Origin of the sequence: Bradyrhizobium sp. IAR9 (assembly GCF_013408065.1) — a bacterium.
In the GTDB taxonomy this organism is placed as follows: Bacteria; Pseudomonadota; Alphaproteobacteria; order Rhizobiales; family Xanthobacteraceae; genus Bradyrhizobium.
On record NZ_JACBZW010000014.1, the window covers coordinates 144,707 to 167,073 of the forward strand.

Genomic DNA, 22,367 nt, shown 5'->3' on the forward strand with positions numbered 1-22,367 from the left:
ATTACAGGTGTTTTGCCCGACGCTGCAAATGCGGCCTCGGGGGCCCGAAATCGCTCAATCTTTTCAACCCCATCGCTACTGTGCATGGGGTTGTTTTTCAGATTTTTGGTTTTGTAGCCAGAGCGGGGCCTATCCCGCGCCCGCGCGCTTCTTCTGCCAGACCAGATGCACCGCGCAGGTGCAGCCCGGCGGATGCGAGGCGAGATCCTTCGACGTCTCGTCGTTCGCCGCCGTTGCCGCAAAGGCCTTGTCACTGTCCTCTCGCGACGGGATGTAGTTCAGCACCGGCGCGAGCCAGCGCTCGGCTTCCGCGACGCTCATGCCCTTGCGCGCGGCGTAGTCCTCGACCTGGTCGCGCTCGATCTTGCCGACGCCGAAATAATAGCTCTCGGGGCTGGCGAAATAGAGCCCGGACACGCTGGAGCCCGGCCACATCGCAAAGCTCTCGGTCAGCTTCACGCCGCAGGTCGCTTCCGCATCGAGCAGCTCGAACAGCGTCGCCTTCTCGGTGTGGTCGGGCTGCGCGGGATAGCCCGGCGCGGGGCGGATGCCCTGATACTTCTCGAGGATCAGCTCGTCGTTGGAGAGCGCCTCGTCCGGCGCGTAGGCCCAGAACTCGCGGCGCACGCGCGCATGCATGCGCTCGGCAAAGGCTTCCGCGAGCCGATCGGCCAGCGCCTTGCACAGGATCGAGGAGTAATCGTCGTTGGCCATCTTGAAGCGATCGGCGACCGCGTCCTCGCCGATGCCGGCCGTGACGACGAAGCCGCCGACATAGTCGGGCACGCCCGCAGGCGCGACGAAGTCGGCGAGCGCCGCGTTGAAGCGGCCCTCGCGCTTCTCGAGCTGCTGACGCAGCGTGTGCAGCGTCGCGATCTTCTTCGTGCGGCTCTCATCGGCATAGACCGCGATGTCGTCGCCTTCGGCGTTCGCCGGCCAGAAGCCGATCGTCGCGCGCGCCCGGAACCATTTTTCCTTGACGATGGTGTCGAGCATCTTGCGCGCGTCGTCATAGAGCGAGCGCGCGACCTCGCCGACCTTGGCGTCGTCGAGGATCGCGGGGAAGCGCCCCGCGAGCTCCCAGGTCTGGAAGAACGGCGTCCAGTCGATGCAGTCGACCAGCTCGGCGAGATCGTAGTCGTCAAAGCTACGGATGCCGAGGAAGGTCGGCTTCACCGGCTTGTTCTTGGCAAAGTCCACCGGCACGCGATTGGCGCGGGCGGCTTCCAGCTTCAGCCGCTTCTTGTCGGCCTGCGCGCGCAGATGCGCGTCCGAGATCTTGGCGTATTCGGCACGTACCTCGGCGGCATAGGCGTCGCGCTTCTCGGGTGAGAGCAGCGAGGACGCAACGCCGACGGCGCGGCTGGCGTCGTTGACATGCACGACGGGGCCGGCGCGATAGCTCGGGTCGATCTTGACGGCGGTATGCACGCGGCTCGTGGTGGCGCCGCCGATCAGCAGCGGCAGCTTGAGGCCCTCGCGCTGCAATTCGCCGGCGAAGAACGCCATCTCATCGAGCGAGGGCGTGATCAGGCCGGAGAGACCGACGATGTCGGCCTTCTCCGCCTTCACCGTCTCGACGATCTTCGCCGCCGGCACCATCACGCCGAGGTCTATGACCTCGAAATTGTTGCACTGGAGCACGATGCCGACGATGTTCTTGCCGATGTCGTGGACGTCGCCCTTCACGGTCGCGAGCACGATCTTGCCCGCGGAGGAGGAGCCTTCCGTGCCGACGCCGTTGGCGAGGTTGCGCGCCTTCTCTTCTTCCATGAACGGCATCAGCCAGGCCACCGCCTGCTTCATCACGCGGGCGGATTTCACCACCTGTGGCAGGAACATCTTGCCGTCGCCGAAGAGGTCGCCGACCACGTTCATGCCGGCCATCAGCGGGCCCTCGATCACGTCGAGCGGACGCGAGGACTGCTTGCGCGCCTCTTCGGTGTCCTGCTCGATGAACTCGGTGATTCCATGCACCAGCGAATGCGACAGCCGCTTCTCCACCGGCCATTCGCGCCAGGCGAGATCGGCCTCCTTGGTCTGGGTCTTGTTGCCGCGGAATTTCTCGGCCAGCGCCAGCAGCCGTTCGGACGCGCCCGGATCGCGGTTGAGGACGACGTCCTCGCACACCTGCCGCAGCTCAGGATCGATGTCGTCATAGACGATCATCTGGCCGGCATTGACGATGCCCATGTCCATGCCCGCCTTGATGGCGTGATACAGGAACACCGAGTGCATGGCCTCGCGCACCGGCTCGTTGCCGCGGAACGAGAACGACAGATTGGAGACGCCGCCCGAGATGTGCGCGCCAGGCAGGTTCCGGCGGATCCAGCGCGTCGCCTCGATGAAGTCGACGCCGTAATTGTTGTGCTCCTCGATGCCGGTCGCGATCGCGAAGACGTTGGGATCGAAGATGATGTCTTCAGGCGGGAAGCCGACCTTGTTCACCAGGATGTCGTAGGCGCGCTTGCAGATCTCGGTCTTGCGCGCGAACGTATCGGCCTGGCCGACCTCGTCGAACGCCATCACGACGACAGCCGCGCCATGACGGCGGGCGATCTTGGCCTCGTGAATGAACTTTTCCTCGCCTTCCTTCATCGAGATCGAGTTGACGACCGGCTTGCCCTGCACGCATTTCAGGCCGGCTTCGATCACGGAGAATTTCGAGGAATCGACCATCACGGGGACGCGGGCGATGTCGGGCTCGGCGGCGACGAGGTTGAGGAACGTCACCATCGCGGCTTCAGAGTCGAGCAGGCCCTCGTCCATGTTGACGTCGATAACTACCGCGCCGTTCTCGACTTGGTCGCGCGCGACCTGCAGCGCCGCCGTGTAGTCGCCAGCGGTGATCAGCTTGCGGAAACGGGCGGAGCCCGTGACGTTGGTGCGCTCGCCGACGTTCACGAACGGGATTGCGTCGGTCAGGATGAAGGGCTCGAGGCCGGAGAGCCGCAGGCGCGATGCGATCTCCGGCACGATGCGCGGCTTGTGCGGGGCGACCGCAGCGGCGATCGCCGCGATATGGTCCGGCGTGGTGCCGCAGCAGCCGCCGACGATGTTGACGAGGCCGTCGCGCGCGAACTCGCCGACCAGGCGCGCCATGTATTCCGGCGTCTCGTCATACTGGCCGAACTCGTTGGGCAGGCCGGCGTTTGGATAGGCACACACCAGCGTGTCGGCGACACGACCGATATCGGCGATATGCGCGCGCAGATCTTCTGCGCCGAGCGCGCAGTTGAAGCCGATGGTGACGGGCTTTGCGTGCCGCACCGAATGCCAGAACGCTTCCGGCATCTGGCCGGAGAGCAGGCGGCCGGATTTGTCCGTGATGGTGCCCGACACCATCACGGGCATGTCGATGCCGCGTTCTTCGGTGATCTCGGCGATCGCATAGAGCGCCGCCTTGGCGTTCAGCGTGTCGAAGATGGTCTCGACCAGCAGCAGGTCGACGCCGCCGTCGAGCATGCCACGGATCTGCTCGCCATAGGATTTGCGCAAATCGTCGAAGGTGACGGCGCGGTAGCCGGGGTTGGACACGTCGGGGGAGATCGAGGCGGTGCGGTTGGTCGGACCGATGGCGCCCGCGACGAAACGCGGCTTGCCGTCCTCCGCCTCGACGCGCCGCGCGGCATTGCCGGCGAGGCGGGCGCCTTCGCGCGCCATCTCATAGACGATGTCGGTGAGGTCGTAGTCGGCCTGCGCGATCGAGGTCGTGGAGAAGGTGTTGGTGGCGACGATGTCGGCTCCCGCGCGCAAATACGCCGCGTGAATGTCCTCGATCGCCCGCGGCTGGGTCAGGATCAACAAATCGTTGTTGCCGCGCAGATCGCGATGGAAGTCCTTGAAGCGCTCGCCGCGGAAGGCGGTCTCGTCGAACTGCAGGTTCTGAATCATCGTGCCCATGGCGCCGTCGAGCACGAGAATTCGCTCGCGCGCGGCGTTGAGCAGGGCAGTTCGCTTGGCGGAAACGGGTACGGTCATTTTCTCTTACGCAGCCTTCTGAGCGCTCTTGGCACGGATGCCGAGCAAATGGCTGATCGCGAACACGAGATCGGCGCGGTTCATGGTGTAGAAATGGAAGGTGTCGACGCCGTGCTTGGCGAGCTTCTGGACCTGGCCGGCCGCGACGGTTGCGGCCACCAGCTTGCGGGTCTCGGCGTCGTCATCGAGGCCTTCGAATTTCGCGGCGAACCAGTCCGGCACGGTGGTGCCGGCGCGGGTGACGAAGGCTCTCGCCTGCTTGAAATTGTGCATGGGCATGATGCCCGGCACGATCGGGATGTCGATGCCGCGCGCCCGCACGCGGTCGAGATAGCGGAAGTAGAGGTCGTTGTCGAAGAACACCTGGGTGATCGCACGCGTCGCGCCGGCGTCGACCTTGGCCTTCAGCGTGTCGATGTCGTCATCGAAGTCGCGCGCTTCAGGATGCTTCTCGGGATAGGCCGAGACCGACACTTCGATGTCGCCGTGCCGCTTCTTGATGCCGGCGATGAGCTCGGGGGAGCTCTGATAGCCGTCGGGATGACTGGCATAGGGCGTGCCGATGCCGCCGGCGGGATCACCGCGCAAGGCGACGATGTGGCGGACACCGACCTCGTGATAGCGATCGACGATCTCGTCGATCTCGCCGCGCGAGGCGCCGACGCAGGTCAGATGCGCCGCCGGCAGCAGCGTGGTCTCCTTCAGGATGCGGGCGATGGTCGAATGGGTGCGCTCGCGGGTCGAGCCGCCGGCGCCATAGGTCACCGAGACGAATTTCGGGTCGAGCGGGGCGAGCCGGTTGATGGTCTCCCAGAGATTGCGCTCCATATCTTCCGTCTTGGGCGGAAAGAACTCGAAGGAGATCGCTGGCCGCTTCAGGTGCCCGTCTTGCCCGTCGGCTCGGGCAGGAATCGTCAGATCGGTCATGGCACCACTCGCTCCAGATGTGCCGCCAGATCCTGGCGGCCGACGGTCAGGTCTAGCTTGGGAAAGCCTATGATAGGGCAAAGGCGGTTTGATCGACAGCCCATCAATGATGGGAAATGGCCCACTTCTGCCAGCAATGGCGGAATTATTGAATGTTTGCGAGTTTGAGTGGGATGCCGGTATCCTCATAATAGTTTGCTTATTTCAAATGGTTATAGGAGTTTTGATAGTTGTCTGAGGCAGGCAGCGTAGGTGGGCAGAATGGAATCAATGTTGCTAGGGTTGCCTTTAGCCCACCATCTCGGTTCGGTCCGGTGCGCGGGCTCGCGGCCTGCACACGTCAGATCTGCGCAGCCGCCCCATTGTCGCCGCGCGGCCCTCCACTAGGTTAGCGCGCCATGATCCCGCTCTCCGTCCTCGATCTCTCCGTCGTCACCACAGGCACCAAGCCCGCCGCGGCGCTGCGCAACAGCATCGACCTGGCGCGCCATGTCGATGGCCTCGGCTATGTCCGGTACTGGCTCGCCGAGCACCACAACCTCGCCTCGGTCGCGAGCCCAGCCCCCGACGTCATGATCGGCCAGATCGCGGCGATGACGAAGCATATCCGCGTCGGCTCCGGCGGGGTGATGCTGCCCAATCACGCGCCGCTGGTGGTGGCCGAGCGCTTCAAGATGCTGGAGGCGCTGTTTCCCGGCCGCATCGACCTCGGCCTTGGCCGGGCGCCCGGCACCGACGGAGCGACCGCTTATGCGCTCCGCAGCCGACTTGATCGCCGCGAGGGCGACGATTTCCTGGAGCGGCTGCACGAACTGATTCTGTGGGAGACCCGCGAATTTCCCGCAGGGCATCCCTACAACAACGTCGTCGCCATGCCCGACGACACCAAACTGCCGCCGGTCTGGCTGCTCGGCTCCAGCGATTATTCCTCGGAGCTCGCCGCACAGGTCGGCATGGGCTTCGCCTTCGCGCATCATTTTGCGTCCCACGATGCGGTCGATGCGATGGTGCATTATCGCAACCGCTTCCAGCCCTCGGCCTGGCGTGCGACGCCCCACGCGATCCTCGCGATCGCCGTCATCGCCGCCGATACCGACGAGGAGGCCGAACGGCTCGCCAGCTCGTTCGACCTCAACCGGCTGCGCCGCGACCGCGGTCAATATCTGCCGCTGCCGAGCGTCGAGGAGGCGGTGGCCTATCCTTACTCCGACTCCGAGCGCACCTCGATCCTGCGCAATCGCTCCCGCCTGTTCGTCGGCAGCCCCGCGACGGTGCAGAAGAAACTGCAGCCGCTGATCGACGCGAGCAAGCCGGACGAGTTGATGGTGATCACGGCGGTGTACGATCACGAGGCGCGGAAGAAGTCGTATTCGCTGCTCGCGGAGGCGTTCGGGTTGGTGAAGCCGGCGGCCGTATAGGAGCTGCCGTGCCCCGGACGCAGCGCAACGCTCTTCAGCGATGCGCTGCAGAGCCGGGGCCCATCGCAGCCCCGGGTCGCGTGGCTGGGTCCCGGCCCGCGCTTTGCGCGTCCGGGACACGAGATCAATCCTGCTGCGCCTCGTTGAACGTGGCGCGGAAGGGGTGGCCGGGATACACACCGACGATGCGGAATTCGCGCGAGAAGAATTTCAGCTCCTCGATCGCGAAGGCGAGGCCCTTGTCATCGGGGTGGCCGTCGACGTCGGCGTAGAACTGCGTGGCGAAGAAATTGCCGTCGACCATGTAGCTCTCGAGCTTGGTCATGTTGACGCCGTTGGTGGCAAAGCCGCCGAGCGCCTTGTAGAGCGCGGCCGGCAAATTGCGCACCCGGAACACAAAAGTCGTGACCAGCGGGCCGGAGCCTTGCGCGGCCCATTTCGGCTCGCGCGCCAGCACCACGAAACGCGTGGTGTTGTGCGCCTCGTCCTCGATGTCCTCGGCGAGGATGTCGAGGCCGTAGATCTTGGCGGCGAGGCGGGAGGCGATCGCGGCGACCGTCTTGTCCTTGCGCTCGGAGATGTCACGAGCACTGCCGGCGGTGTCGGCATGCACGATGGGCTTGATGCCGAGCTTGCGGATGATGCGCCGGCACTGGCCAAGCGCATGCACATGGCTCTCGACGCTCTTGATGTCGTCGAGCTTGGTGCCTTTCACCGCCATCAACTGATGCCGGACGGGCAAAAACCATTCACCGACGATGAAGAGGCCGGAGGCCGGCAAGAGATGATGTATGTCGGCGACGCGGCCGGCGACCGAATTCTCGATCGGGATCATGCCGAGATCGGCCTCGCCGGAGGAGATCGCCGACAGCGCGTCTTCGAAGGTGGCGCAGGGCATCGGCTCGGCGTCGGGATAGGCCTCGACGATGGCGATGTGGGAATTGGCCCCGGGCTCGCCCTGGAATGCGATCTTCATCTTGCTCATGTCTTAAAATGCTCCTGGGTCGGCCTTGTAACAGCGGCTCAGGATTTGGAAAGGATGCTGCGGGCGGTTTCCAGGTCCGCAGGCGTGTCGACCCCGCGGGGTACGGTGTCGACGATGGTGAAGTCGATGCGCATTCCCGCCTCGAGCGCCCGGAGCTGTTCGAGCTTCTCCTGCAATTCCAGCGGCGAGGGTGGCAGCGAAACGTAACGCTCCAGCGCCGCGCGGCGATAGGCGTAGAGGCCGATATGGTGGTAACGCGGTCCGTCGCCGGTCGGCGCGGTCGCGCGAGTGAAATAAAGTGCACGCATGCGCCTGCCGCCGAGCGAGGTTCCGATCGCCTTCACGACGCTCGGGGCGAGGTCCTCCTCCTCGGTGTGGATCTGCGAGGCCAGTGTCGCGATGTCCACGGCCGGGTCTTGCAGGGGCGGCAGCACCTCGCGGATGTTGCCGATCGTGATCGTCGGGAAATCCCCCTGCAGATTGACCACGATCTCCGCCTTGCCGTCCGGATCGAGCTTCTGCATGGCCTCGTGGATACGGTCGGAGCCGGAGGGGTGTGTCGGGCTGGTCATCACGGCCTCGCCGCCATGGGCCGTCACGACCGCAGCGATCTCGGGCGTGTCGGTCGCGACCGCGACCCGGCCTATACTTGCGGCCTCGGCGCGGCGCAGCACATGCACGATCATCGGCAATCCCGCGATGTCGGCGAGTGGCTTGCCGGGCAGGCGGGTGGCGGCCATGCGGGCCGGGATCAGCACCAGGATGCGAGGATCGATCATTGGGTCTAGAGATCTGAGGTCAAGAGCCTGAAAACGGGGCGTTTTCCGCGCCGAGAAATGGAGCGGGGACGGCCGAAAGCCGGGTCGCTTATACGGGTTGCCAGACCCCGGGCAAACCGATATCTCAATGGCAAAACTCGGGGAAACGATAAGGAACGTTTGATTCTCCCGAGGCTCGTCCTGGCGGCCGCCCGGCCGCTCGATCCTTCTTGCGGTGTGGGGCCTGGCCGGAAATGGACTCTTTCGAACTCAATAAAATCATGGGTGCCGTGCTTGGTACCTGTCTCTTTCTCTTGGTGACCAGCTTTACCGCCCAGGCTCTTTTCTCGCCCAAGATGCCGGAAAAGCCGGGCTTCGAGATCGCCGTGAAGGAAGACGCCGGCCACGGCAAGGAAGGCGGCGCTGCCGCCGCGGCCTCCGAGCCGATCGAAAAGTTGCTCCAGACCGCCTCCGTCGAAAAGGGCGCGGCGGCCGCCAAGAAGTGCGGTGCCTGCCACACTTTCGAGAAGGGTGGCCCGAATCGCGTCGGTCCGAACCTCTATGGCGTCGTCGGCGAGAAGAGGGGTGAGGGCCGCGGCGGCTTCAATTTCTCCGCTGCCATGAAGGGCAAGGGCGGTACCTGGACATTCGACGACCTGAACAAGTTCATCGCCAATCCGAAGGGCTTCATCCCGGGCACTGCGATGGGCTTCGCCGGTATCGCCAAGGATTCCGAGCGCGCCGACGTCATTGCCTATCTGAATTCGCTGTCAGAGCATCCTCAGCCACTGCCGACCGCGTCGAAGTAAGCCTCAAGAACCCGATCTTGGAACATGCGGCCAGGCTGGAAAGCCTGGCCGTTTCCTTATCCGGGCCTCGCGGTGAGTTTATCGGGGCGTTTGGCCGCATCCGACGGGCCGTCCGGCCTTCCAAGATGAGGAAAAAGCAACATATTCGGTCGAAACCTCGCCTATATTGGGAACTTAAAGGAGTAGCCTCCTTCAAGACAGGAATGTTGATTTGGCCATAACCCGACGTGATCTCCTGCTCACCGGCACTGCGGCCGCAGCGCTCCCCGCCCTCGGTTCCGTAGCGGGCCTTTCCGTCGTCGGCAGTGCCGAGGCGCAATCGGCGAATGAGCTTCCTTGGCGCCATGCCTTGTCGCTGTTCGGAAAGGTCAAGTACCCCGCAGATTTCAAGCGCTTCGACTACGTCAATCCGGAAGCGCCCAAGGGCGGCGTCGCGCGCCAGATCGCCGTCGGCACCTTTGACAACCTCAACATCGTGGTATCGGGTGTGAAGGGCCAGGTCGCCGGCGCCGTCGCTTTCATCTATGAATCGCTCCTCACGCAGTCGCTCGACGAGGTCTCGACCGAGTACGGTGCGCTGGCCGAAGCCGTCAGCCACCCCGACGATTTCTCCTTCGTCACCTACCGCTTGCGGCCCCAGGCCAAATGGCACGACGGCAAGCCGGTCACCGCCGATGACGTGATCTTCTCGCTCGAGTCCTTCAAGAAGCACCATCCGATGTACTCGGCCTATTACAGCCATGTGGTGAAGGCCGAGAAGGTCAGCGAGCGCGAGGTGAAGTTCGTGTTCGACGCGCCGGGAAATCGCGAGCTGCCGCAGATCGTCGGGCAGCTCATCGTCCTGCCGAAGCATTGGTGGGAGGGGACTGACGCGCAGGGGCGCAAGCGGGACGTGTCCGCCACCACGCTCGAGGTGCCGCTCGGCTCCGGTCCCTACAAGATCAAGGATTTCGTCGCCGGACGGTCGATCGCTATGGAGCGCGTCAAGGATTATTGGGGCCGCGATTTGCCAGCCAATGTCGGCCGCAACAATTTCGACGAGCTGCGCTACGAATATTTCCGCGATGCTACCGTCGCGATCGAGGCCTTCAAGGCCGACCAGGTCGACTGGCGTACCGAGAACAGTGCGAAGAACTGGGCGACCGCCTACGACTTCCCGGCCGTGAGTGAGAAGCGCGTGATCCTCGAGGAATTCGCCAATCGCAGCTCAGGTGTGATGCAGGCTTTCGTGCCGAACCTGCGCCGCGGCAAGTTCAGCGATCCCCGCGTGCGGCGTGCACTTAACTACGCGTTCGACTTCGAGGAGATGAACAAGCAGATCTTCTACGGCCAGTACAAGCGCATCAGCAGCTATTTCGACGGCATCGACGAGCTCATGGCAACCGGCTTGCCGCAGGGCAAGGAGCTCGAGATCCTCGAGACCGTCCGCACCCAGGTGCCGCCCGAAGTCTTCACCACGGCCTACACCAATCCGGTCGGCGGCAGTCCGGAAGCCGTGCGCGACAATCTGCGCGAGGCGCTGCGCCTGTTCAAGGAGGCCGGCTACGAGGTGCGCGACCGCAAGCTGACCGACGTCAAGACCGGCGCGCAGTTCACGCTCGAACTGCTGAACTCGGATCCGAGCTTCGAGCGGATCACGCTGTTCTACAAGCCGTCCCTGGAGCGGCTCGGCATTGCCGTCAACGTGCGGACGGTCGACCCGACCCAGTACGAGAACAGGACGCGCGAGTGGGATTTCGACATCGTCACAAACTCGTGGGGCGAGTCGCAGTCGCCAGGCAACGAGCAGCGCGAGTTCTGGTCGACCAAGACGGCTGACATCGCCGGCTCGCGCAACATTGCGGGCATCAAGAATCCCGCAATCGACAAGCTGATCGAGCGGGTCATCTACGCTACCGATCGCGACGATCTCGTCGCGGCCACCAAGGCACTCGACCGCGTGCTGCTGTGGAATCATTACGTCGTGCCGCAATGGACTTATAACAAGGTGCGTACGGCACGCTGGGATCGCTTCGGCCGGCCGACGGAAATGCCCAAATACGGCCAATCCGGCTTCCCGTTCATCTGGTGGTACGACGCAGAGAAGGCGGCGCGGATCGCAAAGAAGTCGTGAAGGACATTCCCCGCATGACGCAGATGTCACGCCGCCACGTGCTGGCCCTCGGGGTCGGCGGCACCCTCGGGATGTCGCTGGGCGCGCAGCCGTGGCGCGGAGCGCATGCATCGGAAGCGGGGATCGAGGCTCACGGTATCTCGGCGTTCGGCGATCTCAAATATCCCGCCGACTTCCACCATTTCGACTACGTCAACGTCGATGCGCCGAAGGGCGGGACGTTCTCGCTCATTCCGTCGGTGCGCGCCTACAACCAATCCTACCAGACCTTCAACTCGCTCAACGCCTTCATCCTGAAGGGCGACGGCGCGCAAGGCATGGACATGACCTTCGCGCCGCTGATGGTGCGTGCGAACGACGAGCCTGATGCGATGTACGGGCTTGCCGCCAAATCCGTGCAGATATCGCCGGACAAGCTGGTCTACCGCTTCACGATGCGGCCGGAGGCGAAATTCCACGACGGCACCAAGCTCACCGCGCATGATGCGGCGTTTTCGCTGATGACGCTGAAGACCAAGGGACATCCCCTGATCCTCGTGCAGCTGCGCGACATGGTCAGCGCGGAGGCGGTCGACGATGCAACGCTCGTCGTCACCTTTGCCAAGGGGCGGGCGCGCGACGTGCCGCTCTATGCCGCCAGCCTGCCGATCTTCTCGAAGGCCTACTACGCATCTCGCCCGTTCGATGAATCGTCGCTGGAGACCCCGCTGGGCTCCGGTCCGTACAAGGTCGGCAAGTTCGAGGTCAATCGCTATATCGAGTATGAGCGGGTGAAGGACTGGTGGGCTGCCGATCTGCCGCCCTGCCGCGGTACCTATAATTTCGATGTCGTGCGCTATGAGTTCTATCGCGACCGCGACGTCGCTTTCGAAGGGTTTACCGGCAAGAACTATCTCTACCGGGAAGAGTTCACCTCACGCATCTGGGCGACGCGATACGACTTCGCGGCCGTGAAGGATGGCCGCGTCAAGCTCGAGATCGTGCCCGACGACACGCCATCCGGCGCGCAGGGCTGGTTCATCAATACCCGGCGCGAGAAATTCAGGGATCCCCGCGTACGTGAGGCCCTGATCGACGCTTTCGACTTCGAATGGACCAACAAGACCATCATGTACGGCGCCTATGCCCGTACGGTGTCACCGTTCCAGAACTCCGATCTCATGGCTAGCAATGGCCCTCCGTCGCCGGAAGAGCTGAAGCTGCTCGAGCCATTCCGCGGTCAGGTTCCCGACGAGGTGTTCGCTGCGTCCTTCGCGCCGCCGGTTTCCGACGGATCGGGGCAGGATCGAGCTCTCTTGCGCAAGTCGCAGCAGCTGCTCAACGAAGCCGGCTTTCCGATCAAGGACGGCAAGCGAATGCTGCCGAGCGGAGAGGTGTTCAAGATTGAATTCCTGGCGGAGGAGCCCTCGCTCCAGCCGCATCACGCGCCGTATATCAAGAACTTGGGGACGCTCGGCATCGAGGCGAGCCTCCGCCTCGTTGATGCCGTGCAATATCGCTCGCGCGTGGAGGATTTCGACTTTGACATGACGATCCAGCGTTTCAGCATGTCGGCGACGCCGGGCGATGCCATGCGCGCGTTCTTCTCCTCGCAGGTCGCGAACACCAAGGGCTCGTACAATCTCGCGGGCGTCGCCAGTCCGGCCATCGACGCCATGATCGAGAAGATCATGGCGGCCGACAGCCGGGAGGAATTAACCATCGCCTGCCGCGCCTTCGACCGCCTGTTCCGCACTGGCCGCTATTGGGTGCCGCAATGGTACAACAAGACGCACCGGCTGGCTTATTGGGATCAGTTCGGTCACCCGCAAAAGCTGCCGCGCTATGCCAATGGCGTCGGCGCGCCCGACATCTGGTGGCATGAACCCGCCAAGGCCGCCAAGCTCGAGCAGGCGAAGTAGCCATGAGTGCCTATATCGCCCGCCGCATCCTCCTGATGATTCCGACGCTGCTCGGAATCCTCTTCGTGTCCTTCGTTGTCGTGCAGTTCGCGCCGGGCGGCCCGGTCGAACGCGTGATCGCGCAGCTCTCCGGGGCTGACACCGGCGGCACTTCGCGGATTTCGGGCGGCAGCGACTTTGCGCAGCGCGCGCCCGGGCAAGTCGGGGCCGGTGGCGACGCCATCAACTCGAAATATCGCGGCGCGCAGGGCCTTGATCCTGACTTCATCAAGAAGCTCGAGGTGCAGTTCGGCTTCGACAAGCCGGCACCGGAACGCTTCGCCCTGATGGTCTGGAATTTCGCCCGCTTCGATTTCGGCAAGAGCTATTTCCGCGACGTCAGCGTTCTGCAACTCATCAAGGAGAAGCTGCCGGTTTCGATCTCGCTCGGGCTGTGGCTGACGCTGATCACCTATCTGATCTCGATCCCGCTCGGCATCCGCAAGGCGGTGAAGGACGGCACGCGCTTCGACACCTGGACATCGACCGTTCTCGTGCTGGGCTATGCCATTCCCGGCTTTCTGTTCGCAATCCTCCTCATCATCCTGTTTGCCGGCGGCTCGTTCTTCAACTGGTTCCCGCTGCGCGGACTGACCTCCGACGGCTGGTCGCAGTTTCCCTGGTACTGGAAGATCATCGATTATTTCTGGCATCTGACGCTGCCGCTGATCGCCATGGGGTTAGGTGCCTTCACCACCATGACGTTCCTGACCAAGAACTCGTTCCTGGACGAGATCCGCAAGCAATACGTCATGACTGCGCGCGCCAAGGGCTGCGGCGAGGGCCGGGTGCTTTACGGCCACGTCTTCCGCAATGCGATGCTGATCGTGATCGCGGGCTTCCCGGGGACGTTCATCCACGCGTTCTTTTCAGGCTCGCTCCTGATCGAGACCATCTTCTCGCTGGACGGGCTTGGGCTGCTCAGCTTCGAGAGCGTGCTCAATCGCGACTATCCCGTGGTGTTCGGCACGCTCTACATCTTTTCGCTGGTCGGCCTCGTGATCAATTTGATCTCCGACCTCACCTATATGTGGATCGACCCACGGATCGATTTCGAGGCGCGGGAGGTCTGATGACGGTTACCGCGCCGACGCCGATCGAGACCACGACCCAGTCTCCGCTGGGCGAGGTCGTTCCGATCACGCGCAAGCCCTTCGCGCCTTCGCCGCTCAACAGGCGGCGGTGGCAGAACTTCAAGGCGAACCGCCGTGGCTACTGGTCCTTCTGGATATTCATCGCCCTGTTCGTGGTCTCGCTGTTCGCGGAGTTGATCGCCAATGATCGGCCTTTCCTGATCAAGTTCGACGGCCGGCTCTATTGGCCCGCATTCGTGACCTATTCGGAAACCACCTTCGGCGGCGACTTCGAAACCGCTGCCGACTATCGCGATCCCTATTTGCAGAAGCTGATCAAGGACAAGGGCGGCAGCATCGTCTGGCCCCTGATCCGTTATTCTTACGACACCCACAATCTGGACCTGCCGACGCCTGCGCCGTCACCGCCGACATGGATGCTGACGGAAGCGCAATGCAAGCCGGTGGTGGAGAAGAAGGGGCTGAAGAGTTGCCGCGACCTCGAATATAACTGGCTCGGGACGGACGATCAGGGGCGCGACGTGGTCGCGCGGCTGATCTATGGCTTCCGCATCTCGGTGCTGTTCGGCCTTTGCCTCACGATCGTCTCGTCCGTTATCGGCATCGCGGCGGGTGCGGTGCAGGGATATTTCGGCGGCCGGGTCGATCTCATCTTCCAGCGCTTTATCGAGATCTGGACGGCGATTCCCTCGCTCTATCTTCTGCTGATCCTGTCGTCGGTGCTCGTGCCCGGCTTCTTCGTGCTGCTTGGCATCCTCCTGCTATTCTCCTGGGTCTCGCTGGTGGGTCTGGTGCGGGCCGAGTTCCTGCGCGGGCGCAACTTCGAATACATCCAGGCGGCGCGGGCGCTCGGCGTCTCCAATCCCGTCATCATGTTCCGCCACCTGCTGCCGAACGCGATGGTCGCGACCATGACGTTTCTGCCCTTCATCGTGTCGAGCTCGGTGATGACGCTGACGGCGCTGGACTTCCTTGGCTTCGGCCTGCCGCCAGGATCGCCTTCGCTCGGCGAATTGCTGTCGCAGGCCAAGGCCAATGTGCAGGCCCCCTGGCTCGGCTTCTCCGGCTTCTTCTCGGTCGCGAGCATGCTGTCGCTCCTGATCTTCATCGGCGAAGCGGTGCGCGACGCCTTCGATCCGCGCAAGACGTTCAGGTAAGGCCATGGATGCCATCAACCAGCCCCTGCTCAGCGTGCGCGACCTGTCGGTGGCCTTCCACCAGGGCGGCACCACCACGCTCGCGGTCGACAAGGTCTCGTTCCAGATCAAGCGCGGCGAATGCCTGGCGTTGGTCGGCGAATCCGGCTCCGGCAAGTCCGTCAGCGCGCTCTCGATTCTCAAGCTGTTGCCCTATCCGAACGCCTCGCACCCCTCGGGCAGCATCCGCTTCAAGGGGCAGGAGCTGATCGACCGATCCGAGCAGGAGATGCGGGAGATTCGCGGCAGCGACATCTCCATCATTTTCCAGGAGCCGATGACCTCGCTCAATCCGCTGCACACGATCGAGGCGCAGATCGGCGAGATCATCCAGCTGCACAATCCGACCAGCAATGCGGAGGCGCGCCGGCGGACGCTGGAATTGCTGACGCAGGTCGGTATTCCCGAGCCGGAGACGCGACTGAAGAGCTATCCGCATCAGCTCTCCGGCGGTCAGCGGCAGCGCGTGATGATCGCGATGGCGCTCGCCAATGAGCCCGATCTGTTGATTGCGGACGAGCCGACCACGGCGCTCGACGTCACCGTGCAGGCGCAGATCCTGGCGCTGCTCGCCGAGATCCGCTCGCGGCTCGGCATGAGCCTGCTCTTCATCACCCACGATCTCGGCATCGTGCGCCGCATCGCCGACACCGTCTGTGTCATGAAGAGCGGCGAGATCGTCGAGCAGGGGCCGGTCGAGCAGGTCTTCAAGAGCCCGAAACATCCCTACACGCGCGACCTGCTCGCGGCGGAACCGAAGCCCGATCCGGCGCCGCCGCAGCCGGGTGCCCCGGTGGTGATGTCCGCCAACGAGTTGAAGGTCTGGTTTCCGATCAAGCGCGGCCTGATGCGCAAGACCGTCGGTCACATCAAGGCGGTCGACGGCGTCAGCATCGCCGTGCGCAAGGGCGAGACGCTCGGTGTGGTCGGCGAGTCAGGCTCGGGCAAGACCACGCTGGGGCTGGCCCTGCTGCGCCTGATCTCCTCGAACGGACGCATCGTGTTCCTGGGCAAGGACATCCAGGGCCTGCGCTTCAAGGAGATGCGGCCGTTCCGGCGCGACATGCAGATCGTGTTCCAGGACCCGTTCGGCTCGCTCAGCCCGCGCATGTCGGTCGCCGACATCATCGCCGAAGGTCTCTCCGTGCATCAGCCGGGGCTGTCGCGCGAGGAACGCGAGGCGCGCGTCGTCAAGGCGCTGGAAGACGTCGGGCTGAAGCCCGATACCCGCTACCGCTATCCCCACGAATTCTCCGGCGGCCAGCGCCAGCGCATCAGCATCGCGCGGGCGGTGGTGCTGGAGCCGGACTTCGTCGTGCTCGACGAGCCGACCAGCGCGCTCGACATGCTGTTCCAGGCACAGATGGTCGATCTGTTGCGTGAGCTCCAGCGCAAGCGCGAACTCACCTACATGTTCATCTCGCACGATCTGCGCGTCGTCGCCTCGCTTGCGAGCCACCTGATCGTGATGCGCGGCGGCAAGGTCGTCGAAGAGGGACAGGCCGCCGAGCTATTCAAGAATCCGAAGACCGATTACACACGCGCGCTGTTCGCGGCGGCGTTCCGGCTGGAGACAGCGGGCAACGGATCGGTGGCGACGTAGCCCGTCATCCCAGGCGAGCGACATCGCGGCGCCCGGAGCGTTTCGCCGGAGCAGGCTGCGCGGGCAGCCCGCCTTGATGTTACGCCGCGCGTTCCTTGTCTGACGCTTTCTCGACCCTGGTCGCAGTGTCTTCCAGGTTCTTGTCGTAATTGGCCTCGAGCCTCTCGATACTATCGGCCCACATCCTCAGCATTGAGACCTGGAAGTGCATCATCGGCTTCAAGGCATTCATGCCAATTGCCGTCGCTGCGGCGATGCGCCGTTGAGGGTCGCGCACGAAACGGTTCGCATTGGTGTCGTCTGCCATGCTGCTCGCTCCTTCGCTCTGGTGGTATGACCTAAGCTATCTATCCTGTTGTGAACCGCTTGCTTCCAAACGCTCGGCCAGAAGTTGATCTGCCGCGCGGCGCGCGCATTGGTCGTCATGCAATTCATCCAGCTTTTTCAAGTAGGCGACCGCGGCTATCTGCAAGAGATCGAAATCATCCTCGCAGGTGTCGCGAAGATTGGAGATGTAGCTGTAGAGGGCGGAACGCCTGTCGTCGTTCTCGCTGATGCCGCTATGGAGCAGCAAGTAGTTTCGCCAAGCGAACGCACACGCGCCTTCTCTGGCCTGAGAACTCATGGGCACCTCCCAAAGCCAGAGAAAGACTGACGCCGCGTTTCGTTCCGCAAATCACCTCAGATGTAACGTTGTTCCGTAGCTGCGCCGCAAGGTAAACCATTCTGCCGGTGATAATGCGCCCGTTCCGTCAGCAACCGCGTCCGAAACCTGTTCGGATGCCGAGAAAAAAGATCGAGTACGATCGTCTCGATCCACGGCCCTAGAGCCGCTTGATCGCAACGACCTCGCTGCCGGCCTGCCTGATCCGCGCAATTGCCGGCTCGATCGGTTCGATCACGGTCGCCATGTGATACGCGTTGGCGTGAACCATGGTGCTGCCATCGCGCACGATGGCAACGTGGCCCTTCCAGAAGATCAGATCGCCGCGCAGCAAGCTGCTTCCCTCATGCGGCTCCAGTGCGCGGCCGAGACCGGCCAGTTGCATGTCGCTGTCGCGTGGGCAGCCGATTCCCGCCAATGTCAGCGAGACCTGGACGAGGCCGGAGCAATCGATGCCGAAACTGCTCTTGCCGCCCCAGAGATAGGGCGTGCCGACGAAGCGGTCGGCGACCGCAACGAAGTCCGGCTCGCGATGATCGAGCGGGGCGAGATGCGCCTTCGGCAGGTAACTGCCGTCGCGCGTGACGGCGAAGCTGCCGTCCTCGCGCGCCACAGCCAGCCTGGATCCCATCACGAGCGTGTCGGCCGGCGGCAGCTTGATCGAGGGGCCGGGGAAGGCGAACGTCCGCAGCGCGCTAACCACATGGGTCGGCGTCGCCGAGGGTTTCATGAGCGCTGCATCCGGCAGCCAGCCGACATAGCCGTCGCCATTGAGCTGGCCCCACGCCCAGCCCTCGCTGTTGCGGTCGTAGACCGTGACACGTTCGCCGCGCAATGCCTCCGTCATCAGCATCGCGCCCGAAGACGGCTGCTCGCGCACCGGCGCGACCGGATCAACCACCTCGAATTCTTCGCCGGCGACGAAGCGATCCGCCTCGACCTTGCCTTCGAGATATTTCGCGGCGAGGTCGCCCCGCGCCGGTGTTAGTCGCGGATCATGCATAGCGCTCGCTCAGCAAGGTGTAGATGGCGCGCGCGGCCTGGCACTCGCCGCCTTCGGGACGGGCCGGCTTTGCCGACGGTGTCCAGCCGTAGATGTCGACATGCAGCCAGCTCTTCGCCTGATCGACGAAGCGTTGTAAGAACAGCGCGCAGGTGATCGAGCCGGCAAAGCCGCCGGATGGTGCGTTGGTGATGGTGGCCGTCTTGGAGTCCAGCCACGCATCGTAAGCCGGCCACAGCGGCATGCGCCACAACGGATCGTTCTCCTGCACCGCACAGCGCGCGACATCGGCGGCAAGGCTCTCATCATTGGTGTAAAAGGGCGGTAAATCCGGTCCCAGCGCGACACGCGCGGCGCCGGTCAGCGTGCCCAGATCGATCAGCAGATCGGGCTTTTCCTCATCGGCCAATGCCAGCGCGTCGGCGAGCACCAGCCGGCCTTCGGCGTCGGTATTGCCGATTTCCACCGTGATGCCCTTGCGCGAGGTGAAGATGTCGAGCGGGCGGAAGGCGTTGCCGGCGACCGCATTCTCCACCGCCGGAATCAGCACGCGCAGCCGCACCTTCAGCTTCGCATCCATCACCATGCGCGCCAGCGCCAGCACGTTGGCGGCGCCGCCCATGTCCTTCTTCATGATCAGCATGCCGCTCGACGGCTTCAGGTCGAGCCCGCCGGTGTCGAAGCAGACGCCCTTGCCGACAAGCGTCACCTTGGGATGATCAGGATCGCCCCAGCCGATGTCGATCAGCCGCGGCGCGCGGCTGGAGGCCATGCCGACGGCGTGGATCAGCGGAAAGTTCTTCTCCAGATCGTCGCCGACGGTGCACGCGAAGCTTGCGCCGAACTCCGCGGCGAGGTCTTGCGCGGCGGCGGCCAGCTCCGCCGGCCCCATGTCGTTGGACGGTGTGTTGATGAGGTCGCGCGCGAGCATTGCCGCGTCAGCGATCCGCTCGATCTCGGCCGCATCGACGCCATCAGGCGGCACCAGCCGGACGTCGGGCCTGTCAGCCTTGCGGTAGCGCGCGAACCGGTAGCGCCCCATCGCAAAAGCGAGCGCCGCCAGCCGTGCATCGTGGGGTGCATTGGCAAAGCGATAGATACCCGGCGGCAGCAGGCCGGGCAGGGCGCCGGGCCGGAACAGGTCGCGCGATCTTGCCCCCTCGTCCTCGAGGCCGAACAGCACCTGCGCGATTGCGCCGTCGGGCGCAGGCAGTGCCAGATAGGCGCCCGGCTTGGCGGCAAAGGCGCATGCCGTGGCGAACGCGCGTTGCGGCGACGGCAACGCCTCGGCGACCTGGTCCCAGCTCGATTTGGTGACGAAGGTGATCGGAATGGCGGCGGGAGACGTTTCGAAGACAGAGGGCATTGGTGGGTCCGGATCGTCAGATCGAACGGGTTATGCGAACGGATGAGACTTCGCAGAGTTTCGCCGCCGCTGCAATCGGCTTTGCTGTCGCCGTGCAGCGAGCCGCTACTCGCGGCGAGTGGGCCATGCTAGGTTCCGGCAACGGTCGCCAGAGTTGGAGATCAGGCGATCGACGACAAGGCGTGCCGGGAGGAAATGCAATGGAATTTGTGTGGAGCGTGGTCACGTTCATTGGCGAGGCCATCGAGGCGATTTTCGGCTATGTCGAGCACCACCATTGGATCTTCGCGTTCCTCGCCGGCGGCTACGTCTTCTATCTCCACGACCGCTCGGTCCACGCGCGGTTCGATGCGCTCGACAGGCGCGTCGACGAAATCCGCAAACGGCTTGCCATCGAATATTGATCGGGCGAGACGAAAACCGTCGTCGCACGGATCTCGTATCTCGTGTTGAGAGCTGCCGTTCGCGCGAGCGCCTTCGACCTGCTGCTGCTGGATTCCCAACGCGCAAGCCTGACGACGCTTGCGAGCGGAAATTCGACGAGAGCACGGCCCGGGAGCGGTGTTAACCGGCCGTTAGGGTTAACAGTCTATTGCTGGCGCGTTCGGCTCGATCAATCGGCTCGAGAGTCAAAGCGTCATGCGTCTACGGTTCAGTCTTCCTCGGCTTCTTGCGTCCACCTCGCTGGTCGCGGCGGTGGCCATGGGTCTCGGCGGCTGCACGGGCATGTCGAAGCTCTCCGACGTGACGGGCTCGATCGGCGGACCACGGGCAGAGGCGGCTCCCACCGATCCGGCGCGCGCCGTCGAGGTCTATGGCGAGCGCTACCGCGCCAATCCCAAGGATGCCGATGCCGCGCTCGCCTACGGTCAGGCGTTGCGCGCCAACGGTCAGCGCGCCCAGGCCGCCGCCGTGCTCGAGCAGGCGACCATCGCCAATCCCGGCAACAAGGCGCTGCTCGCCCAATACGGCCGCGCCCTCGCCGACAACGGTAATTTCCAGCAGGCCTACGACGTGCTGTCGAAAGCGCATTCGCCTGACAATCCGGATTGGCGCCTGCTTTCGGTGCAGGGCACCGCGCTGGACCAGATGGGCCGTCACGAGGAAGCGCGCTCCTACTACGCGAGCGCGCTCAAGATCGCACCGGGTGATCCCGGTGTGCTCTCTAATCTCGGCCTGTCCTACATGTTGTCGAGAGACCTTCCGAAGGCCGAAGAGGCGCTACGGCAGGCCTACGCCTCGCCGCGTGCGAGCATCCGGGTGCGGCAGAATCTCGGTCTTGTCGTCGGTCTGCAGGGTCGCTTCGCCGAAGCCGAGACCATCGTGAAGGCGGATCTGCCACCGGATCAGGCTGCGGCCAACGTCGCCTATCTCAAGGAGATGCTCAGCCGCAGCGACGCTCCCCGTGGCGCACCGAAGCGGACGCCGGTCGCCTCGCTCAGCCAGCCCGATTGATCCGAGCTGATCGTCTCTTCTATCGTCTTATGCTGAAAGCGGCCCGCGAGCCGCGTGCGCGGCCCGCGTCTTGCGTCATTGCATCTCGGAGATCTTGATGCCGGTCGGTCCGAGAATGACGACGAACAGCACGGGCAGGAAGAACAGGATCATCGGCACGGTTAGCTTCGGCGGCAGGGCGGCAGCCTTCTTTTCGGCCTCGTTCATGCGCATGTCGCGATTTTCCTGCGCCATGACGCGCAAGGAATGTCCGAGCGGGGTGCCGTAACGCTCCGCCTGCTGAAGCGCGAGACACACCGACTTGACACCCTCGAGTCCGGTGCGTCGCGCCAAATTCTCGTAAGCGACCTTGCGATCCTGCAGATAGGATAACTCGGCCGTGGTCAGCGTGAACTCCTCGGACAGCGCGATCGACTGTCCCACGATCTCGGTGGCGACTTTCCGGAACGCCATCTCGACCGACATGCCGGATTCGATGCAGATCAGAAGCAGGTCGAGCGCATCGGGAAAGGCGCGCTTGATCGAGAGCTGGCGCTTGGAGATCGCATTCCTAAGGAACAGCATCGGCGCCTGGAGGCCCAGATAGGCGGCGCCAATGCAGATGCCGATCTTGATCGGCATGCCCTGCTGAAGATGCGCGATCAGGAAAACGTAGATGACCGAGCCGATAAAGAGCACCATCGGCGTGACCATGCGGGCAAACAGGAATGTGATGTAGGGCGCCTGACCGCGGTAACCCGCCATGATCAGCTTGTCGCGCGCGGCTTCCTGCGCGAGCCATTTGGTGAGGTTGAAGTCCTCGACGACCTTGGAGACGAGCTGCTTCGGCGTCTGGCGCAGCGTGACCTTTTCATTCTTGTGAAGGCGCTCACGCTCCCGCTGCCGGATGCGCTCGCGCTCGCTCGCCACCGCCTTCATGCGTTTGGAGAGGCCTTCGCCGGCGAACAGCGGCATCACCAGCGTATAGACGGTGGCGCTGGCGGCAATGGCCGCCAGCATCATGGTCATGAAGTGGACGTCATGTAGTTTCGCGACGAGAAACTGGACCATACTGC

Annotated in this window: 18 protein-coding genes; 9 read left to right on the forward strand and 9 right to left on the reverse strand. The window is 63.8% G+C overall.

Translation table 11 applies throughout. The annotated features are described in order from the left end of the window. Window positions 1-129 precede the first annotated feature (129 nt). Window positions 130-3,981 (reverse strand): methionine synthase, encoded by a 3,852-nt coding sequence (metH, locus tag GGD67_RS30475; RefSeq protein WP_179738044.1) that lies wholly within the window; start codon window positions 3,979-3,981, stop codon window positions 130-132. A 6-nt stretch (window positions 3,982-3,987) separates the two neighbouring features. Beyond that, a complete protein-coding gene (metF, locus tag GGD67_RS30480; protein ID WP_179738046.1) occupies window positions 3,988-4,908 on the reverse strand; it encodes a methylenetetrahydrofolate reductase [NAD(P)H] in 921 nt (306 codons plus the stop codon). A gap of 398 nt (window positions 4,909-5,306) precedes the next feature. On the opposite strand from metF, the gene GGD67_RS30485 reads away from it, so the two are divergent. Next, window positions 5,307-6,326: an LLM class flavin-dependent oxidoreductase gene (locus GGD67_RS30485; protein WP_179738048.1), complete on the forward strand. Its 1,020-nt coding sequence runs from the start codon at window positions 5,307-5,309 to the stop codon at window positions 6,324-6,326. A gap of 124 nt (window positions 6,327-6,450) precedes the next feature. Here GGD67_RS30485 and GGD67_RS30490 read toward each other — a convergent pair whose 3' ends face one another. Beyond that, a complete protein-coding gene (locus tag GGD67_RS30490; protein WP_018318803.1) occupies window positions 6,451-7,311 on the reverse strand; it encodes a prephenate dehydratase in 861 nt (286 codons plus the stop codon). A 38-nt stretch (window positions 7,312-7,349) separates the two neighbouring features. Continuing rightward, window positions 7,350-8,090 carry a 3-deoxy-manno-octulosonate cytidylyltransferase gene (locus GGD67_RS30495; protein ID WP_179738050.1) on the reverse strand — a complete coding sequence of 247 codons (741 nt, stop codon included), beginning with the start codon at window positions 8,088-8,090 and terminating at the stop codon, window positions 7,350-7,352. Window positions 8,091-8,323: 233 nt separating this feature from the next. Between GGD67_RS30495 and GGD67_RS30500 the strand changes: the two genes are divergently transcribed. The 6 genes from GGD67_RS30500 to GGD67_RS30525 all read left to right on the forward strand — a co-directional run bounded on the left by GGD67_RS30500 (window position 8,324) and on the right by GGD67_RS30525 (window position 16,824). Continuing rightward, window positions 8,324-8,878, forward strand: a complete 555-nt coding sequence (locus GGD67_RS30500) for a c-type cytochrome (RefSeq protein WP_092254355.1) — start codon at window positions 8,324-8,326, stop codon at window positions 8,876-8,878. 211 nt (window positions 8,879-9,089) lie between these two features. Next, the gene (locus GGD67_RS30505; RefSeq protein WP_092254357.1) at window positions 9,090-10,991 is read left to right on the forward strand and encodes an extracellular solute-binding protein; all 1,902 of its coding nucleotides are present in this window, start codon (window positions 9,090-9,092) and stop codon (window positions 10,989-10,991) included. Between the two features lie 14 nt (window positions 10,992-11,005). Beyond that, window positions 11,006-12,892 (forward strand): extracellular solute-binding protein, encoded by a 1,887-nt coding sequence (locus GGD67_RS30510; protein ID WP_179738053.1) that lies wholly within the window; start codon window positions 11,006-11,008, stop codon window positions 12,890-12,892. Between the two features lie 2 nt (window positions 12,893-12,894). Then, a complete protein-coding gene (locus GGD67_RS30515; protein ID WP_092254361.1) occupies window positions 12,895-14,004 on the forward strand; it encodes a microcin C ABC transporter permease YejB in 1,110 nt (369 codons plus the stop codon). Continuing rightward, window positions 14,004-15,182 carry an ABC transporter permease gene (locus GGD67_RS30520; RefSeq protein ID WP_026202073.1) on the forward strand — a complete coding sequence of 393 codons (1,179 nt, stop codon included), beginning with the start codon at window positions 14,004-14,006 and terminating at the stop codon, window positions 15,180-15,182. The genes GGD67_RS30515 and GGD67_RS30520 overlap by 1 nt, the downstream gene beginning before the upstream one ends. A 4-nt stretch (window positions 15,183-15,186) precedes the next feature. Next, complete coding sequence (locus GGD67_RS30525; protein ID WP_018318797.1) at window positions 15,187-16,824, forward strand: ABC transporter ATP-binding protein; 1,638 nt, start codon at window positions 15,187-15,189, stop codon at window positions 16,822-16,824. A 79-nt stretch (window positions 16,825-16,903) separates the two neighbouring features. On the opposite strand, the gene GGD67_RS30530 is transcribed toward GGD67_RS30525, so the two are convergent. The 4 genes from GGD67_RS30530 to GGD67_RS30545 form a co-directional block, all read right to left on the reverse strand. Next, window positions 16,904-17,131, reverse strand: coding sequence for a hypothetical protein (locus tag GGD67_RS30530; RefSeq protein ID WP_026202072.1), 228 nt, complete (start codon window positions 17,129-17,131; stop codon window positions 16,904-16,906). Between the two features lie 36 nt (window positions 17,132-17,167). After that, window positions 17,168-17,449: a hypothetical protein gene (locus tag GGD67_RS30535; RefSeq protein WP_018318795.1), complete on the reverse strand. Its 282-nt coding sequence runs from the start codon at window positions 17,447-17,449 to the stop codon at window positions 17,168-17,170. Window positions 17,450-17,648: 199 nt separating this feature from the next. Continuing rightward, window positions 17,649-18,491 carry a C40 family peptidase gene (locus tag GGD67_RS30540; protein WP_179738055.1) on the reverse strand — a complete coding sequence of 281 codons (843 nt, stop codon included), beginning with the start codon at window positions 18,489-18,491 and terminating at the stop codon, window positions 17,649-17,651. Beyond that, window positions 18,484-19,857: a M17 family metallopeptidase gene (locus GGD67_RS30545; RefSeq protein WP_179738056.1), complete on the reverse strand. Its 1,374-nt coding sequence runs from the start codon at window positions 19,855-19,857 to the stop codon at window positions 18,484-18,486. Before GGD67_RS30545 ends, GGD67_RS30540 begins: the two co-directional genes overlap by 8 nt. Window positions 19,858-20,057: 200 nt before the next feature. Here GGD67_RS30545 and GGD67_RS30550 point away from each other — a divergent pair, with 200 nt between their 5' ends. Then, on the forward strand, window positions 20,058-20,261 hold the full coding sequence (locus tag GGD67_RS30550; protein WP_018318792.1) for a hypothetical protein: 204 nt from the start codon (window positions 20,058-20,060) through the stop codon (window positions 20,259-20,261). 235 nt (window positions 20,262-20,496) lie between these two features. Then, a complete protein-coding gene (locus tag GGD67_RS30555) occupies window positions 20,497-21,312 on the forward strand; it encodes a tetratricopeptide repeat protein (RefSeq protein WP_179738058.1) in 816 nt (271 codons plus the stop codon). A 75-nt stretch (window positions 21,313-21,387) separates the two neighbouring features. On the opposite strand, the gene GGD67_RS30560 is transcribed toward GGD67_RS30555, so the two are convergent. After that, window positions 21,388-22,362 (reverse strand): type II secretion system F family protein, encoded by a 975-nt coding sequence (locus GGD67_RS30560; RefSeq protein WP_018318790.1) that lies wholly within the window; start codon window positions 22,360-22,362, stop codon window positions 21,388-21,390. Window positions 22,363-22,367 lie beyond the last annotated feature (5 nt).

What these genes read in the sequence shown, in the direction of transcription:
- GGD67_RS30555 (WP_179738058.1), top strand. Translation starts at nt 20,497, where the DNA reads ATGCGTCTACGGTTCAGTCTTCCTCGGCTTCTTGCGTCCACCTCGCTG.
- metF (WP_179738046.1), bottom strand. Translation starts at nt 4,908, where the DNA reads ATGACCGATCTGACGATTCCTGCCCGAGCCGACGGGCAAGACGGGCAC.
- GGD67_RS30515 (WP_092254361.1), top strand. Translation starts at nt 12,895, where the DNA reads ATGAGTGCCTATATCGCCCGCCGCATCCTCCTGATGATTCCGACGCTG.
- GGD67_RS30500 (WP_092254355.1), top strand. Translation starts at nt 8,324, where the DNA reads ATGGACTCTTTCGAACTCAATAAAATCATGGGTGCCGTGCTTGGTACC.
- GGD67_RS30510 (WP_179738053.1), top strand. Translation starts at nt 11,006, where the DNA reads ATGACGCAGATGTCACGCCGCCACGTGCTGGCCCTCGGGGTCGGCGGC.
- GGD67_RS30535 (WP_018318795.1), bottom strand. Translation starts at nt 17,449, where the DNA reads ATGAGTTCTCAGGCCAGAGAAGGCGCGTGTGCGTTCGCTTGGCGAAAC.
- GGD67_RS30485 (WP_179738048.1), top strand. Translation starts at nt 5,307, where the DNA reads ATGATCCCGCTCTCCGTCCTCGATCTCTCCGTCGTCACCACAGGCACC.
- GGD67_RS30495 (WP_179738050.1), bottom strand. Translation starts at nt 8,090, where the DNA reads ATGATCGATCCTCGCATCCTGGTGCTGATCCCGGCCCGCATGGCCGCC.
- GGD67_RS30520 (WP_026202073.1), top strand. Translation starts at nt 14,004, where the DNA reads ATGACGGTTACCGCGCCGACGCCGATCGAGACCACGACCCAGTCTCCG.
- GGD67_RS30545 (WP_179738056.1), bottom strand. Translation starts at nt 19,857, where the DNA reads ATGCCCTCTGTCTTCGAAACGTCTCCCGCCGCCATTCCGATCACCTTC.
- GGD67_RS30550 (WP_018318792.1), top strand. Translation starts at nt 20,058, where the DNA reads ATGGAATTTGTGTGGAGCGTGGTCACGTTCATTGGCGAGGCCATCGAG.
- metH (WP_179738044.1), bottom strand. Translation starts at nt 3,981, where the DNA reads ATGACCGTACCCGTTTCCGCCAAGCGAACTGCCCTGCTCAACGCCGCG.
- GGD67_RS30530 (WP_026202072.1), bottom strand. Translation starts at nt 17,131, where the DNA reads ATGGCAGACGACACCAATGCGAACCGTTTCGTGCGCGACCCTCAACGG.
- GGD67_RS30540 (WP_179738055.1), bottom strand. Translation starts at nt 18,491, where the DNA reads ATGCATGATCCGCGACTAACACCGGCGCGGGGCGACCTCGCCGCGAAA.
- GGD67_RS30560 (WP_018318790.1), bottom strand. Translation starts at nt 22,362, where the DNA reads ATGGTCCAGTTTCTCGTCGCGAAACTACATGACGTCCACTTCATGACC.
- GGD67_RS30490 (WP_018318803.1), bottom strand. Translation starts at nt 7,311, where the DNA reads ATGAGCAAGATGAAGATCGCATTCCAGGGCGAGCCCGGGGCCAATTCC.
- GGD67_RS30525 (WP_018318797.1), top strand. Translation starts at nt 15,187, where the DNA reads ATGGATGCCATCAACCAGCCCCTGCTCAGCGTGCGCGACCTGTCGGTG.